This window comes from Pantoea sp. X-Soil-YNGN-775, assembly GCF_059730575.1.
This window is the reverse complement of record NZ_AP035945.1, coordinates 1,665,450-1,681,129: the sequence shown is the minus strand read 5'-3', so window position 1 is coordinate 1,681,129 and position 15,680 is coordinate 1,665,450. Positions and strand designations below refer to the sequence as shown.

Genomic DNA, 15,680 nt, shown 5'->3' with positions numbered 1-15,680 from the left:
AGAAAACAGACGGTGCCATCGGAGGTGATGACCCGTAATGTCAGGGGATGCTTAACCGCACAGCACCATCGCGCGTGTCGGATCGAGAGAAATCAGCCCGGCCAGCAGGCTGTCCATTTCCGGGGCAAAACGAGCTTTGTCGCTTTCACTGCGCCCGGCTTTCATGCGCAGCAAACGAAGACGGCGGGCCTGCACGTCAAACAGCAGTCCCGGCTCCCACTCACTGAGCGTCAGCTGTGGGGCGTTGTCGGTCAATTCACCCAGCAGATGAAGAGCCAGTTCATTTCGTCCGTATTGTTCGGCCACCTTCGCCATCAACAAACGGAGCAGCCAGCGCTGCGGGGCGAAGCCATGTCCGGGCGGCTCTGAAGCCAGGACAGTGCCGCCTCCGGGCCCTCGCTGTCGCCCTTCTCCATCGCCTCCGCTTCGAGTGCCAGGATGTCATCGGCCTGCGCAGCGGTGACCACTGCCGGTTCGTCACTGAAGCCGGGTATCTCATCGTTGACCTTTTCGGCTATCCAGTTCAGCGTCACCTCATCAGCCAGTGGCGTGCCGTTGTTCCAGGCGAGCGTTTCCAGACCCGGCAGGAGTTTGAGCATCAGCTTCAGGTCGCTGAGGATGTACTCTGCCCATTGTTCCCAGGGAGCGCCGGCACGGCTCAGCCCCTGCCACAGATACCACTGCAAATCGAGCCAGAAGCGGTTACCGCCTTCGGTGAACATCACATCCACCTGCTCCACCAGTTCGGTCCAGCTTTGTTGCAGGTACAGGCGTTTAAGCTGAGCGCGGTAATCGGCCTTTGGCGGCAACAGGCGCGTGCGACCGCTCGCATCGAGTGCCGGCAGCTGCGTCACCAGGTCCCAGCGGGCGGCCTTCATCATCCGGTGAGCCGCCAGCCAGCCCTGAGGCTGATCGACAACCCAGCCGGACAGTACGCGCAGCTGACGGACCAGCTCCACATCCGATTTGACGGCCGCAGTTTCCGGCACTGCGGTACCCGACGCCGGTGTGCTGTGTGTGCTGTCACCGGCATGTTCCTGGCCTGATGAAGCCACCGGCGTATCCAGCCCGCCGCTACCGGCCAGGCGGGTTTCCAGCCTGCACAGCAGACCGGTAAACGCAGGACGTTCGGCCTCCGGCAGCTGTTCCAGCGCGGTCTCCAGCAGGCACAGCGCCGCTGCCGTTCTGGCGGTCTCTTCCCGCGTCGCATCCGGCCAGCGTGCTAACGCATCCAGCACTTTCTCACTGTTCAGCCACTCGAGTGCCGCTAAACGGGCGGTGCTGCGCTGTGGGTGGCAGTGCTGCCCCGCCTGCTCCAGCATGGCGGTCAGCAACTGGATGCCGTCCGTCAGCCCGGTATCGCCGTCATGCTGCAGGCGGGCAAAGGCATACCAGGTCACCACCCGGATATCGCGGGCATGTCGGGTCAGAATACTTTCCGCCAGGCGGCAGAGCACGTCGGTATCGGTGTCGGAGAGTTTGTTGATTTCCTCGCGCATCAGCTGGAAATCATCGTCATAGGTCGGGTCGTCCCCGGCACCCTGACCCGTTGCCAGCGGCGTCAGCCACGGCGACCATCGGGTGAGGTTTTCCCGGGTCTGCGCGAGTAGTGCCGCGCGCTGAGCTTCATCCGGAAGACATAGAGTCAGGAGCGTTTCTGCAGTCGCCATTTATTCGTCTCCGGCAAGTGTGAGTGCGCCGTCAGCCGCGCCCACAGAAAAAATGATCTGCGGCAGGCTGAAGCCCTGCAGTTTGAGTAACGCCAGCGGCCCGTCGCCAAGCTCACTGCGCATAATGAATTTCAGCGGGTTACCGTCCGGGGTGATCCACACCAGCTGGGTGCGGCTGCTGTCGAGCGGGGTGATCAGCGCCTTATCGAGCAGACGAATGAAGCCCCAGTTCCCCTGGTTGCTGGCATAGAGGCGCATTTCGGTGCTGGTTGAGCGCCAGCTCAGGTCGACACCTGGATAGTAGGTGTTACCCGGCCAGGTGAAGCTCTGCCAGCTTTCCATCTGGTTGAAGTAATCCAGTTTCTGACCATCCAGCGTCAGTTGAGTGCGGGCCACATCGCGTGACGGTCGGGCCATCAGCTCAAAATGCACCCCGGCATCGCCCTGGGCAAAGACGATATCGGAGATATCGGCAAGCTTATTGATGGCGGTAAGAAACGCCGGACTGATGCTCATCCCCTGACTGGCTGCCGGATCCACCACCCAGTGACTGCCTTCCTGATGCAGCATCCCACCAAGATTGGTTTTGATGAACGCGGCAATGCGTCCGGAGTCGCTTCGCAGGAACTGAGCCAGCAACGGCAGTGAGGCATCGCTGCCGGTGGCCTTAAACGGATAGCGTCCGGCAAAAGCGGTGTTCCACTGCGAGACAATGGTGCTCTGCCAGCGGGCGTTCAGACTGCCTGCAGCCGGTGCCAGCACCTGACGCCAGGCCAGGTCGAGTGGCTGTACAAACAGCGCCTGCCCGAAGCCGTTCCACTCCTGGCCGAGGCTTGCCGCCACCAGAGAGCCATAGTCACGCGTGTCTGTCAGGTCAATGGCTTTGCCCTGGAAGACGGTCTGGGCCAGCATCTGGGCCATCGCCTGCGGATCAGGGGCACTGGTCACCTGCTGGAGTTTGAGTCGTACCTGAGTCACACGGGCAAGCCAGGACTGGAAGCTGAGGTTGCCGTTCGAGCCGGTCCCGTCTTTCCCGGCCATCAGACCCGTCAGTGGACCAAACACGCCGTCCAACGGACCTTTTGGCCCCTGCGCCTGTTCGATAAACTGTTTTGCGTTCTTCTTACGCCCCACCAGTTTCTTCGCCGAGTCCACAAGAGAATCCGCCAGCGCTTCTCCTTTGGCCCCGGTCTGCCCCTGCCAGGCAAGGGTATTCATCAGCGCCACCAGTGGCGACTGGCGTACATCCGCCAGCAGGTTCAGCTGGGCAATGGCCTCCGAAAGTGATGCCGCTTCGTGCCACTGAATGCTGTTGGCCATGTTGAGCCAGGCGTTGCCAAAATCAGTGAAGTAGCGCTCCGTCAGGCGCTGTTTAAGCGCTTCCGGTGACACATCACTGCCCGGTTGATGGGTTTTATCAGTAAGCACCCAGTCGATTTCATCACGGCGGGTCTTCACCACCTCATCAATCGCGTCCTCAACCTGCTCTTCCCACGCCTGACGGGTGAACATCCCCGGCACCACTTCTTCAGAGGAGAACAGGGTTGACGCGTCCGTATCGCCGGTCATATCCGCCAGGGTTAAATCCGGCCAGTTGCGGGCAATGCGCCCGAGCATCTCATGGTACAGACCCGATTCCGCGTTGCGCTGACCAATCTGCTTGAGCAAAATCTGACGTACCGTTCCCACCAGGGCGCGGTCGGGGGTTATTTTCCACTCAGGGTGTGCCGGTAAGTTCTGCGCATAGAAGCCGAGCAGCTTCGGTGCCTGGGTCTGCCACACGCTGTCAGGCACGCCGTTGCGGTGCGGCCAGGCCTTCAGCATGTTACCGGCAAGCCAGTTCGCATCCGCTTTATCGGGGCGGGCCAGCATCAGGTAACCCTTGAGCAGACTGTAAGTCTTTTGGGTGGCAGAGGTACGCGCATCGCTTGCCGGTGGCAGTTGTACAAAAGCATTTAACTGGAGATGGAGTTCATCGGCCAGTGCGTCGCGCATCAGTTGCTGGTTGTTTCGTGCATACAGTGGCCAGAGCATCTTCAGCATGTCGCTGTCCTGGTTCAGGCCAAAGCGGGTGTACCACGGCGCACCGTGTACTTCGCGGTTCTGCAGGCGGGCAATAGTCTGTTGCAGCGCCAGCTGGTTACGCAGACGTTCGGACAAAGGCTGTTTTGTGTCAGCGGCAACACGGGCCGTATCCTGGGCCAGCCAGATTTGGGCGCGGTTAACGGAAAGCGACAGCAGTGTACCAGCCCCCCAGATCAGAACCACTCCCAGCAGTACCAGGCGCAGCACCTTTTGCCAGTGGAAGCCGATTTTACGGGCATGCACCTGCAGGCTGTCATTCTCAAGTTCCTGCCAGATTGCCGGTGACAGGCGCGCGTGCGGTACCGTTTCGGTTCCCGGCAACGCCGGGCTGAACATCACACCGCGCAGACGGTAAGGGGCTGGCCCTGACATCAGCGTGGTCAGCAACGGCACCAGAGAGCGCCGTAACGAGCCGCGCAGGGCTTTTGACAGGCTCAGCAGCCAGTGGTGCTGTGAATTCTCAAGCAGCGCTGCCACGCCGGGCATCTGCAATTCGGAGGACAGAGTGGTGAGTGTCTCGCGGGTCTCTTCCGTTGTTGCGCCAGAACCAAATAACGCGCCAGTTGGGGGCACACCTTCCCCGTCATGGGCCCAGCTGCCTTCCCGGACAAGCCACAGCCAGACCGGCAGTTGCCAGCCCAGCAGGGTATCGGTTTTCTGACGCACACGCACCAGGGTGTCCTGCTTCGCCGTATCGGGCAGAGCGGCCGCATTCATCACCTGCACCACGCCATCCAGCGGACGCTGTGGTCGCACATCGTTCAGGACGGACAGGAACTCATCATCCGGCACGCTTTCCGCCAGACCGCCGTAAATAAGCACAATCCCGTCACTCTCCTGCCAGTGGTCACGCTTCAGGCCCGGCACCACCTTTTCAATATCGCTGTCGGTACCCTGTACCAGCAGCATGCGCACTTTAGCTTTCCAGCGGCGACGGTAGCGCAGACGCAGGTGATCGACCAGGGCCTCAGCCACAAACCGGGAGGTATCTGCGTCGGTATGTTTTGCCTCTGGCTGGGATGCAGTCGCCTGCTGTCCGGAGGCTGCCACATCCAGCTTTCCCAGCTTCTCACCGTTCTTTGTGAATACAGTTTCAAGTACCCAACCGATGATCAGTGCCGCCAGCATCAGCAAAAGACAAATGATCACAATGCCGGTCGCGCTGACCGGACCCAGATTGAAGGTGTCCTTGACCCACACCGGATAGATCCAGAGTGCGCCGCCAATGAGACAGACAGATAGCACGCCCAACAGCAGCGTAAGAAGAAAAGTGGATGCGATTTTCATATATAGAGGAGAGCAATCCCTTGAGAGTTATTCCGGGGTGACAATACAGAGTTGTCGGTTGTCTTCTGAAAGTTCGGTGACAATAAGCTGGGCTTCGTTGTCGCTCAAACACTGACGGGTCGCCAGCTGTAACGCCTGCCAGGGAGCGGCTACGCCCGCGAACCCGACAACCGTGTCAATATGAATGATTTTGTCAGCCTTAAGACCAGGAGCATACGTCTCACGGGCCTTGCTGAAGATATCGCCGGAGGCCATCTGGCCGCCGCTGGTCCATGCCTGCTTCAGTGCTGTTTTTTCCAGTCCTGACCACATCATGACGAGCTCAAATGCCCGGTCGAGATTGCCATCGCGACACATCTGCGATCGGTGAATTTTGACCGACACGTCCGGAATATCCTTCAGACGGCAGTTGGTCAGCAGTAACACGGAAATGGCCTCACCACTGTCCTCTGGAGGGGCTTCGTAAAGCTGAGCGCTGACCACCAGTAACGCAGCAGCACGGTCATAATGGCAGTCCAGCCAGTAGTCGAGGATTTCCAGCCCCGTCAGTTCGCGAATGCGCACTAGCGGATGGGACACGCTTTTTTGCAGGAGGGACGGCAAAGTCGAAAACTGTTCACCGGTATCCACCGCCAGATAGCAGGTCAGCGTCGGCGGGAGCAACGCCACCAGATTCTGGACGTTGGCGGTTATCTCCTGAAAATAATGCGCTTCCCGGTCAGCTATTTCTCCGGTGGCCGCCAGCGCCCGGTGACGAACCGGGTCGCCACCATTAACAGGCTCACGGGGCATCATCAGTGGCTTTTTGGCTAACACGGCTTCATGCGTCATCGGACTGGCGGGTCCCAGCCCGTTAATCAGGGTTTCACCGATAAGCCAGGCAAAGCGCTGTCCGCGCGCAACATCTGCCCGGTACCGGGCGGCAGTCGTGGAATTTTTTTTCTCACAACGACCACACAGTAATACGTAGCCAAAATAGCGCCCGACAACCAGTAACCCCCACAATACGACAGGCAGCCCTGTTGCCAGCCCCCAGAACGTTGCACCTGAGCGCTCATCCTTCCATAGCAGGAATGTGGCCGTAGCCCCTGCCAACAACATCACAATGCCCAGGAGGAGCCAGCGCTTAAAACGTGGACGGGGCGGCAGTTTTTCCTGTGCCGGAATGCGCTCAAGTTCAACCGGCACGTTCACCCCACCAGAGCATTGGGCAGGGAGCTGATAAGCGTGCAGCCACAACCACACTTGTGGCCATGGAACGCCACAGGAACACCGCGATCGCGATAATTTGGGTTACCTTCGACGATAGTGGTATCGCCATGTTCCGGGCAGGAAACACGATCGCCTTTACGGGCCACACCAATATCGCCAAAGAACATGGTTGTTGAACAGGACAACACTTCCCCGCCATGGGTGGTTTTATCGCCGAGCCTGATTATCCCTTGCATCTGCCTTCCTATTGCTATACTTAGAATAAAACTAAGGTAAAAATATTATTTCCACACACAATCTGAACGATCATCATTGTATGCATCTATATTTTCGGAGAACTCGGTAACCTTCCCTTTTAATGATTTATAATCAAACTGATAAAAGCGAGCACCCTGTGACATTACCGTGTAATATCCATTTACTTTCCCGTTAACTATCTCATTCCAATCGGTTGTAAAAGATGAGGGACGGTCAGCAGAATCTTGTTCTTCTTCTGTTTTTACAAAAAACAATGGGATAGCTGATTTTGAATGTTCGTACTTAACATACCCAATATCTAATCCATCCTGAGACATTTGGAAGAATTTGACATTCGTCTTCCCTGCACTAAAGCACCCTACAGTTTCATTCGCATGAGCCAAGGAACTGAGTGACATAGTAAATACTGACAAAATCGCAACTAATACTTTCATTAAGATACCTCTAGAGCTGTAATTCTTCCATTTATATAGTTGAGTACCCCTTGGTACTCAACTCCATAAATTTTTCTATGTGCCTGTCGTGCAGGGAAGGGGTTAGCATTTATGAGTTCCTTTGCACGCTTGTAGCCTGCTAATGCTTTATCTTTATTCTTCTCTGTGCCATGACGTCTTGACCCTGGGTCATGCCAAAGCCCCCATCCAAATGAGTAAATCTTACTATTGTAAATTTCACTGGACGCAAATGGATATGTTCCATCCTCGCTCTTTTTATTCAAATACTCTGCATGAAGACTTTTTACAGCCTTATTAAATATATTTAGACGTTCATCATACCCATTAAAACCGCCATTAATAACCGCTGTTATTTTATTGAAATCATCATTCCCTGAGGGAATATCCAAAGACTTGTGAACTTTGAAAAACCAGAATGCAGAAAGAACACTATGAGGCAGCGTCGTTAACTTATCTCTGGCTGAGCCGGATGATGATACATCCTCAACAATGTAACGCCCATAACTATCATAATTAGTTTGTAGAGTAATTTGGATTAATCCTCTACCATACCAAGGCTGATAAGAGGCCCTTTCTCCATTAATTTCTTTCGTGAATCTAAAATTCCCACTTTCGTGCAAAACTTGTGCAAGGAAATGGGCTTTATCTCGACATTTAGTGATTTCAAATCGCTTAAAGCCTGCATTTAACCCATCCAAATAACTTTTAAGTGTATCAACATTCACGCCTTGGGCTATTTTTTGAAGTTCCTCAATAGTGATATCTCGATTACATGCGCATATCCCATGTTCATTAATTGCGTCTAAAAATGTCACGGGATGCATATGCCAGACAGGTGCACCACTGCTGAACCCCTCCACCTTGCTCATCCATTCCATGTCGTCAAACCACTTTTTGACATAGCTGACACAGAGGGGATCCATTTGCTTTAAAAACGTTCTCCAGCGGTGATGGCTGCTGCCACCAAACCACTCACTGTCGTGTCTGACCACCATCCGTGCCGCGATATCCCTGACATCCAGCTCCGCGTAATTCACCGCCTGGCGTAGCTCTGCACCGGAAAGGTCGCCACTGTTATCGCTGTCCATTTTCCGCAGCAGGGCTTTGTAGTAGTCAGAGACCTGCTTTTCCCGGATACCGCGCTCAGGCCGTACCCACTCCGCCATTCTGGTGAACCCGTCTTTGATCCACCCTTCATGCAGGGATTTTGTCATATCGGATGTGGACGGCTCTTCAAATGCTTTAAAGCCCAGTTTATCCAAGTCGTACTGGCTAATATCCGCATCGACATCGTCTTCGCTGAGCCAGGCCCCGTCCCCGTCCCCGATATCAAACCAGCGTTTACCGTCTTTGTCTGTGAACGGATGGCATTTGTCCTGCGGCATAATTTTGTGAATATCTTTCTTCACCTGTCCTCTGGTCCGGGTGAAGGTATCGCCGGAACGTGCACAGACAAAACTCTCCGGGTGAATATGAATATATTTCGGCCCGCTCTTCACCTGTGCCTTATTGCTCAGAAAATCGACCATCCGGCTGTCGGTGCTGATCACTTCAATGTGTGCGAACGCACTTTTCTCCACGCCGAGCAGGTTGCAGGGCGCAATGTCTTCCGCCAGGTAGCCCACGGCATCGCCGGCTGCCACCTCAAGTCTGGTTGCAGGCTTAACGACTTCATCAAACGTTCCCTGCGCAACTGCCTGCTGCATCCAGGCTGGCAAATGCGCCCTCTGCTCACCGACAGGTGTCACAAATTGCGAATCGAGCGACACCCAGAACGCCCCGCCGGTCATTTCGGATTTGCTGTTCAGCGCCCGGGCAAGCCCGAACGTCTGCGTCTGTCCCTTCAGGTCGAAGGCGGTCTCACGCAGCACGATGACGCTATCGCCTGTTTTCAGTTTATTCTTCGCTACCGGCGCCTTATCTCCGTCTTTTTCTTTGCCGGTATATTCACGCTGACTGAGCCCGTCGCCCTTCTCTGTGACCAGATACAACTTGTGCTCTGGAAAGGCTGAGAGCGGCGCAAGCCCGATATACAGCGTGTAAAAGTCGAGGCTGTTGTCCTTCTTTTCGGGATCCGGGGTACAGGTAGATTTGACCAGCACAAAGGTACTGGAATACTGCAGCGGGTTATTGATGTATTTACCCGTCAGATAGTCCTGATTGATACGCCAGGCCACCACTTCGCCACCTGCCATAAACTGAAGCGGTACCGCAGAGTCCGCCGTCTCGCTTGTCAGCACGGAACCCGGGGCACTCTTGCTGGTGATGTGGATCCCGCCGTGCCACATGTTATTCGTTCCGGCCAGCCAGGAGCCGTGTGGCTCCTGACAGAGCGGCTGCATCATGTCATCCACAGTGGCGTATTGTTCACCATTCGCTTTGCGGGCAGGAAAACAGATTTTCATTCCGGTCATCCTTAACGTGAAGGAGGGCTCAATCTACCGTGCCGGGATGCGCTCAAGTTCAACCGGCACGTTTACCCCACCAGAGCATTGGGCAGGGAGCTGATAAGCGTGCAGCCACAACCACACTTGTGGCCATGGAAAGCCACAGGAACACCCCGATCGCGATAATTTGGGTTACCCTCAACGATAGTGGTATCACCATGCTCAGGGCAGGAAACTCGATCACCTTTGCGGGCCACGCCGATATCGCCAAAGAACATGGTTGTTGAACAGGACAGCACTTCCCCGCCATGGGTGGTTTTGTTACCAAGACGAATAATTCCTTGCATGGTACATTCCTATTTAAATCACCTTAAATCTATATTTGATGCCGCAACTCTATATATATTATTCCTTGGCTATATAGAAGCCATATTTGATTTTATGCTCTCTATTACCAGAGTTGTCGATGTATTTAGCAATGATAAATGATTCGCCATTATAACTAATATAATAAGGCTCAATCATACCTTCAATTGGCAAAATCCTTTGAGTGGTTTTGTTTTTTAAATTAGCTTTCCAAATACAAGCCAAACCACCCTGATTATCAAAGTAGAAATCATCACTACCACCCCACGTGTAATTTCTTTCATACCCCCAATCATCTCGTTCCTCTTCAGCTTGAGGCAGAAAAACATTGACACCTAGATCGGGTCGATTCGCTGGGAAATAATACACACCCTCATCGACATTTGTTTGTCCTAAATCAGGAGAGGCAATACGCCATTTATTATCGGGTGAAATAACTTTACTAACACACAAGCTATCACCGCAATATCCTTTCCACACATGCGCATCAGATTGTTCGTTCATTTCATGCTTGATAAACTTCGGTACTGTGATCTGACCATCAATATCATTAATTTCATATATATCTTCAGAGTCACCAGAACTAACTGCATATGTGGTAAGCGAATCACTACGCCCCTTCAAATATACATCTACATCTGAATCCCCCCTTGAATATTTTGCTAATATTGAGTTCTTACCGTCTGTGTACTTCATAAGAAAAATACTATCATCTGCCTTGACAATGTACAATAAAACCAGATCATGCTTAACAATAAAATGGGTTAATATCTTCCAATAAAATACATCTTCAGCCAATAATGGTATTCCGAATTCTCGGTTAAGATCATATTCTTTAACTAATGGCCTTATTCTCCATTGTTTGTCACTAATAGTAAATCCATATTTATTCACCAACCCATATTTCAAGGGTTTATCCAACTCGCTAAAAACTTCAGACACTGAACTAAAAGAAGGCATATAAGTCAACTCTCTATATCTGTTGTTATATGAGTTTTCTATGCATGAAGTATTCTCACCACATTTATTTCTTTGTTCTAACCATTCGAGCTGTTGTCTTTTTAGGGTACCAACGTTCAAACTATCATTAATTTTTGATATGTATTTTTTGTTGGCAATACCATCAATCCCGCTTAGTGATGGATTATTGCATATCGTCCGCTCAGTTACATTTAACCCTTTCATATCGCATTTAAATGCTGCTGCAAAAGTAACCACTGGGAATATACTAAATACTCCAACTACCACCGCTAATTTTGTTAACTCCATTTCCTCTCCCAAAGTAATTGCTGGCAAACAAATGAACTATCTTTATCGCAATGATGTTTAGCGACTAAGTGTGATAGCTTATAGACACTATTCCCCTTAACAATGTATGAATACTTATATCTATTAGCATGATTACGGGCCACACCGATATCACCAAAAAATATGGTCATTGAGCAGGACAATACTTCTCCACCGTGTGTGATTTTGTCGCCGAGACGAATAATCCCTTGCATACTTCTCTCCAGCGAGTAATTTTAATTTATTATTCACGGACGTAACTTCCGAAGTAACCATGTAATTTATCATCATCCGATATTAAACATCCAAAATTGCAACCACCCAAACCAATTAAAATTAATTATATTTATTTTTAATATATTTTTTAATAGATGCGGCGTCTTTATATTTAAAATACACTTCATCACCGTTAAACTCACCATCCATACCGTTTAGCGCAGGATCCTTTGTGATTACATCATTTAAAACCAATGAGTCATTAGTGTATTTATAAGCATAGACTTGATAAGTATTCCCATTGATGGACTCAGCTTGATGCAATTGGTGCCAGGATATTAAGACAATAACGTTTTTTACATTATGAATCTTCATAAAAAACACAGTATCAACATTTGGAGTATCCCCATCCATTTCATATTTATCAACTTGAGTTTTTTTTGTTCCTGAATCGTAGTACAAACCAAGAGGGAAATCAGGATTTGGTTCTCTCTGAAAGTAGATTGCTTTTTCGCCGTCAATTTTGAACGGCCCTTGAACTATCTCATTCTGCCCATATGAAGGCAATGAGCAGAATGCAAATAATAAACTACAAAGCATCTTAGAAAACATATATTAGTCCTTATTAATATTTATCAATTCTGCAACCTTGTTAAACCTAATCCGACGATCATCATATCCGTTATGCCCACCATTTACTTTAAATGTCACATCATAAACATTTAAGCTTTTGGCTAACACATTTAATCTTTTGCTTACCCAAAATGAAAAAGCAGACTCAACACCGTATTCTAAATTTGATATAACTAAATCAGGGGTAGCTACAAAATCCTGATTATCTGACGGATTTTTTTTGTTGTGTATATTTGTGAAATACTGATATCCATCTTTACCTGTTAGTTGAATCATACCGCGACCACGATATCGGTACCCATCACCTGATGCTTCATCATCATTTCCCATACGGCCCGCATAAACATAATTGGCTAAGTTCTCTGGATGATGGGCGTAAGTTGATTCTTGTGTCCATAATTTATTTCTCAATCGTCCTAAATCACAGTCATCATTAGCTTTGTTATAGTTTTTAGGTCCCTTTTTACAACCAAAAATCCGCCTCATGCCTTTACCGCTATAATTAAGATTTTCTTCGGTTATGACAAACCCGCTTTCATGACCAATTTGAGATAAAAAGTGAGCAATTTCTTTTTTATCTTTCATGCCATAAGCATCAGCGTATTTATTCAAATAGGGCAAAACTTCCTTACATTGTGGTTCATTTTTTCCTAAGTTTGCTGCCAAAACCATTTCTAATGTGATGAATCCACTTTCAACGGTCTTAATTGCGTCTAAAAATGTCACCGGATGCATATGCCAGACAGGCTCACCGCTGCTGAATCCCTCCACCTTGCTCATCCATTCCATGTCGTCGAACCACTGTCTGACATAGCTGACACAGAGGGGATCCAGCTGCTTTAAAAATGTTCTCCAGCGGTGGTGACTGCTGCCACCGAACCACTCACTGTCGTGTCTGACCACCATCCGCGCCGCGATATCTCTGATATCCAGCTCCGCATAATTCACCGCGAGACGCAGTTCTGCACCGGAAAGGTCGCCACTGTTGTCGCTGTCCATTTTTCACAGCAGGGCTTTGTAGTAGTCTGATACCTGTTTTTCCCGGATACCGCGCTCAGGCCGTACCCACTCTGCCATTCTGGTGAATCCGTCTTTGATCCACCCTTCACGCAGGGATTTTGTCATGTCGGACGTGGACGGCTCCTCAAATGCTTTAAAACCCAGTTTATCCAGGTCATACTGGTTGATATCTGCATCCACATCGACTTCATTGAGCCAGGCCCCGTCCCCGATATCAAACCAGCGCTTACCATCTTTATCTGTGAAAGGATGGCATTTGTCCTGCGGCATAATTTTGTGAATATCTTTCTTTACCTGTCCTTTGGTCCGGGTGAAGGTATCGCCTGAACGGCTATAAATGAAACTTTCCGGGTGGATATGAACGTATTTCGGGCCACTTTTCACCTGGGCCTTATTGCTCAGAAAATCGATCATCCGACCGTCGGTACTGAGCACTTCAATATGTACAAAAGCACTTTTTTCCACACCGTGTATGTCACAAGGGGCAATGTCTTCCGCCAGGTAACCCACGGCATCGCCGGCTGCCACCTCAAGTCTGGTTGCAGGTTTAACGACTTCATCAAACGTTCCCTGCGCAACTGCCTGCTGCATCCAGGCCGGCAGGTGCGCCCTCTGCTCACTGACAGGTCTCACAAATTGCGAATCGAGCGACACCCAGAACGCCCCGCCGGTCATTTCGGATTTGCTGTTCAGCGCCCGGGCAAGCCCGAACGTCTGCGTCTGTCCCTTCAGGTCGAAGGTGATCTCACGCTGCACGATGACGCTGTCGCCTGTTTTCAGTTTATTCTTCGCTACCGGCGCCTTATCTCCGTCTTTTTCTTTGCCGGTATATTCACGCTGACTGAGCCCGTCCCCCTTCTCAGTAACCTGATACAGCTTGTGCTCTGGAAAGGCTGAGAGCGGCGCAAGCCCGATATACAGCGTGTAAAAGTCGAGGCTGTTGTCCTTCTTTTCGGGATCCGGGGTACAGGGTACAGGTAGATTTGACCAGCACAAACGTACTGGAATACTGCAGCGGGTTATTGATGTATTTACCGGTCAGATAGTCCTGATTAATACGCCAGGCCACCACTTCGCCGCCCGCCATAAACTGAAGCGGTACCGCCGTGTCTGCCGTCTCACTTGTCAGCACTGAGCCGGGAGCACTCTGACTGGTGATGTGGATCCCGCCGTGCCACATGTTGTTGGTCCCCGCCAGCCAGGAGCCGTGTGGCTCCTGAAAGAGCGGCTTCATCATGTCATCCACGGTGGCGTACTGCTCGCCATTCGCTTTTCGGGCAGGAAAACAGATTTTCATTCTGGTCATCCTTAACGTGAAGGGATATTACGTGTTTTGGGCGGCGTCACGCTGGCGTTTGTCTGGCTGAACTGAGGCGGCGTAACGTCCATGCTGCCACCGGCCAGATTCAACCCGCACGTTTACCCCACCAGAGCATTAGGCAGCGAGCTGATAAGCGTGCAGCCACAGCTACACTTGTGCCCGTGGAACGCCACAGGAACACCGCGATCGCGATAATTTGGGTTACCTTCGACAATAGTGGTATCACCATGCTCAGGGCAGGAAACACGATCGCCTTTTCGGGCCACGCCGATATCACCAAAGAACATGGTAGTTGAGCAGGACAGCACCTCACCACCATGAGTGGTTTTGTCACCGAGATGAATTATTCCTTGCATAATAGTTCATTAGCTCAACAAACATACAAACGGAAATCAGTCACAATCAAATTTATAAAAGTGATAAAACCCAACGCAATCACCCAAAATATCAGTCGCATAATAAGTTACGCTAACAATTGTAGCGTGCGAGACAGTTATGAATAAGCAGGTTATATCAACTCGTCGATTCCATCTAAATCATTTTTTATGCATTTTCTTCCAACCCGCAGAATCCCAGGGGAAAAGTTCACTTTTAACTAATACATCCCCATAAAACGATTTCTTTAGTAAAAATTGAGGTGATGGAGTATCGCAGTCCATCAACGAATTTTCGTCATCAGTTAAACCCAAAGCGAAGTAATCACCTTTATCAGTGATCGTATAAATACCATCGCAAGTATATGGAGCATGCAAGGATGAGATATTCACTTCAGCTTTGCCATTGCCATTAACCACAATCGACCATGTAATACTTGCCTTGCTTCCATCTATAAGTTCATCACCGCTTTGAGAATAAGAATATGTACCAGCTGGAAGCTTATCATTCGATGCTGCAAATGAATCACTTCCAAAAGTGAAAGCCCAGAAAATCACAGATAATAAGTAACTTTTCATTTATAAAGATCCTCTGCACACGTTGACTTCACATCATATCCAAGTGAGTAGTACAGATGCAGTTTTCTATTTCCTGAGTAAACGTGAACTCCCTCTGAACTTGTGCAAGAGTAAAAATCTTGCCTTACACCATTAATTTTAAAAGTGATTTCATTTTTCCCATTAAAACTGAAATCAGCCTTACCATTTTCAGGATAAATGAATGACAAGTATGTTCCACTGTTAAGCTCGTCAGTTTGCTTATCATTATAACCAAATGTATAAATATTCTTACCATTAGCAACGTCTTCAACTGAATCATCAACAGTCATAATCGAAAATGATGAACCTTCATAGCTCTTGCACAATGCATCCTTCAAGGAACAGATTGAAATAATATCACCATCAAGAAACTCTTTAGTAGTCGACAATTGAATTCCTGATTGCTCAGATTTTACTATGCCTATAGAGACCACAGAAGAGATGTCCCCTGCATGTGTAGTGATAGGTAATAAAAAAATCAAGAAAATACTTTGTAACTTTCTAAGCAT

General features: G+C 50.2%; 15 protein-coding genes and 1 pseudogene. All 16 read right to left on the bottom strand.

Features of this window, described 5'->3' with window-relative positions; genetic code table 11:
• Positions 1–51 precede the first annotated feature (51 nt).
• A pseudogene (tssA, locus tag AC6I8I_RS07860) lies at positions 52–1,670 on the bottom strand (type VI secretion system protein TssA).
• Positions 1,671–5,042 (bottom strand): ImcF-related family protein, encoded by a 3,372-nt coding sequence (locus AC6I8I_RS07855; RefSeq protein ID WP_497828518.1) that lies wholly within the window; start codon positions 5,040–5,042, stop codon positions 1,671–1,673. It lies immediately after the preceding pseudogene.
• A gap of 27 nt (positions 5,043–5,069) precedes the next feature.
• A complete protein-coding gene (locus AC6I8I_RS07850; RefSeq protein WP_497828517.1) occupies positions 5,070–6,230 on the bottom strand; it encodes a KPHS_23130 family T6SS system protein in 1,161 nt (386 codons plus the stop codon).
• A 2-nt stretch (positions 6,231–6,232) separates the two neighbouring features.
• Entirely contained in the window at positions 6,233–6,490 is a 258-nt protein-coding gene (locus AC6I8I_RS07845; RefSeq protein WP_101700237.1) for a PAAR domain-containing protein, read from the bottom strand.
• 45 nt (positions 6,491–6,535) lie between these two features.
• Entirely contained in the window at positions 6,536–6,946 is a 411-nt protein-coding gene (locus tag AC6I8I_RS07840; RefSeq protein ID WP_497819896.1) for a hypothetical protein, read from the bottom strand.
• Complete coding sequence (locus tag AC6I8I_RS07835) at positions 6,946–9,372, bottom strand: glycoside hydrolase family 19 protein (RefSeq protein WP_497828516.1); 2,427 nt, start codon at positions 9,370–9,372, stop codon at positions 6,946–6,948. Before AC6I8I_RS07835 ends, AC6I8I_RS07840 begins: the two co-directional genes overlap by 1 nt.
• Before the next feature lie 71 nt (positions 9,373–9,443).
• A complete protein-coding gene (locus AC6I8I_RS07830) occupies positions 9,444–9,701 on the bottom strand; it encodes a PAAR domain-containing protein (RefSeq protein ID WP_497828515.1) in 258 nt (85 codons plus the stop codon).
• Between the two features lie 58 nt (positions 9,702–9,759).
• A complete protein-coding gene (locus AC6I8I_RS07825; protein WP_497828514.1) occupies positions 9,760–10,989 on the bottom strand; it encodes a lysozyme inhibitor LprI family protein in 1,230 nt (409 codons plus the stop codon).
• Positions 10,980–11,222, bottom strand: coding sequence for a hypothetical protein (locus AC6I8I_RS07820; RefSeq protein ID WP_497828513.1), 243 nt, complete (start codon positions 11,220–11,222; stop codon positions 10,980–10,982). The genes AC6I8I_RS07825 and AC6I8I_RS07820 overlap by 10 nt, the downstream gene beginning before the upstream one ends.
• A gap of 121 nt (positions 11,223–11,343) precedes the next feature.
• Positions 11,344–11,835: a hypothetical protein gene (locus tag AC6I8I_RS07815; protein ID WP_497828512.1), complete on the bottom strand. Its 492-nt coding sequence runs from the start codon at positions 11,833–11,835 to the stop codon at positions 11,344–11,346.
• Positions 11,836–11,838: 3 nt separating this feature from the next.
• Positions 11,839–12,855: a glycoside hydrolase family 19 protein gene (locus tag AC6I8I_RS07810; protein ID WP_497828511.1), complete on the bottom strand. Its 1,017-nt coding sequence runs from the start codon at positions 12,853–12,855 to the stop codon at positions 11,839–11,841.
• 3 nt (positions 12,856–12,858) lie between these two features.
• Positions 12,859–13,632, bottom strand: coding sequence for a hypothetical protein (locus tag AC6I8I_RS07805; protein WP_497828510.1), 774 nt, complete (start codon positions 13,630–13,632; stop codon positions 12,859–12,861).
• A 103-nt stretch (positions 13,633–13,735) separates the two neighbouring features.
• Complete coding sequence (locus tag AC6I8I_RS07800; protein ID WP_497828509.1) at positions 13,736–14,173, bottom strand: hypothetical protein; 438 nt, start codon at positions 14,171–14,173, stop codon at positions 13,736–13,738.
• A 122-nt stretch (positions 14,174–14,295) separates the two neighbouring features.
• Complete coding sequence (locus tag AC6I8I_RS07795) at positions 14,296–14,553, bottom strand: PAAR domain-containing protein (RefSeq protein ID WP_497828508.1); 258 nt, start codon at positions 14,551–14,553, stop codon at positions 14,296–14,298.
• Positions 14,554–14,733: 180 nt separating this feature from the next.
• Positions 14,734–15,150: a hypothetical protein gene (locus AC6I8I_RS07790; RefSeq protein ID WP_497828507.1), complete on the bottom strand. Its 417-nt coding sequence runs from the start codon at positions 15,148–15,150 to the stop codon at positions 14,734–14,736.
• Positions 15,147–15,680, bottom strand: a complete 534-nt coding sequence (locus AC6I8I_RS07785) for a hypothetical protein (protein ID WP_497828506.1) — start codon at positions 15,678–15,680, stop codon at positions 15,147–15,149. Before AC6I8I_RS07785 ends, AC6I8I_RS07790 begins: the two co-directional genes overlap by 4 nt.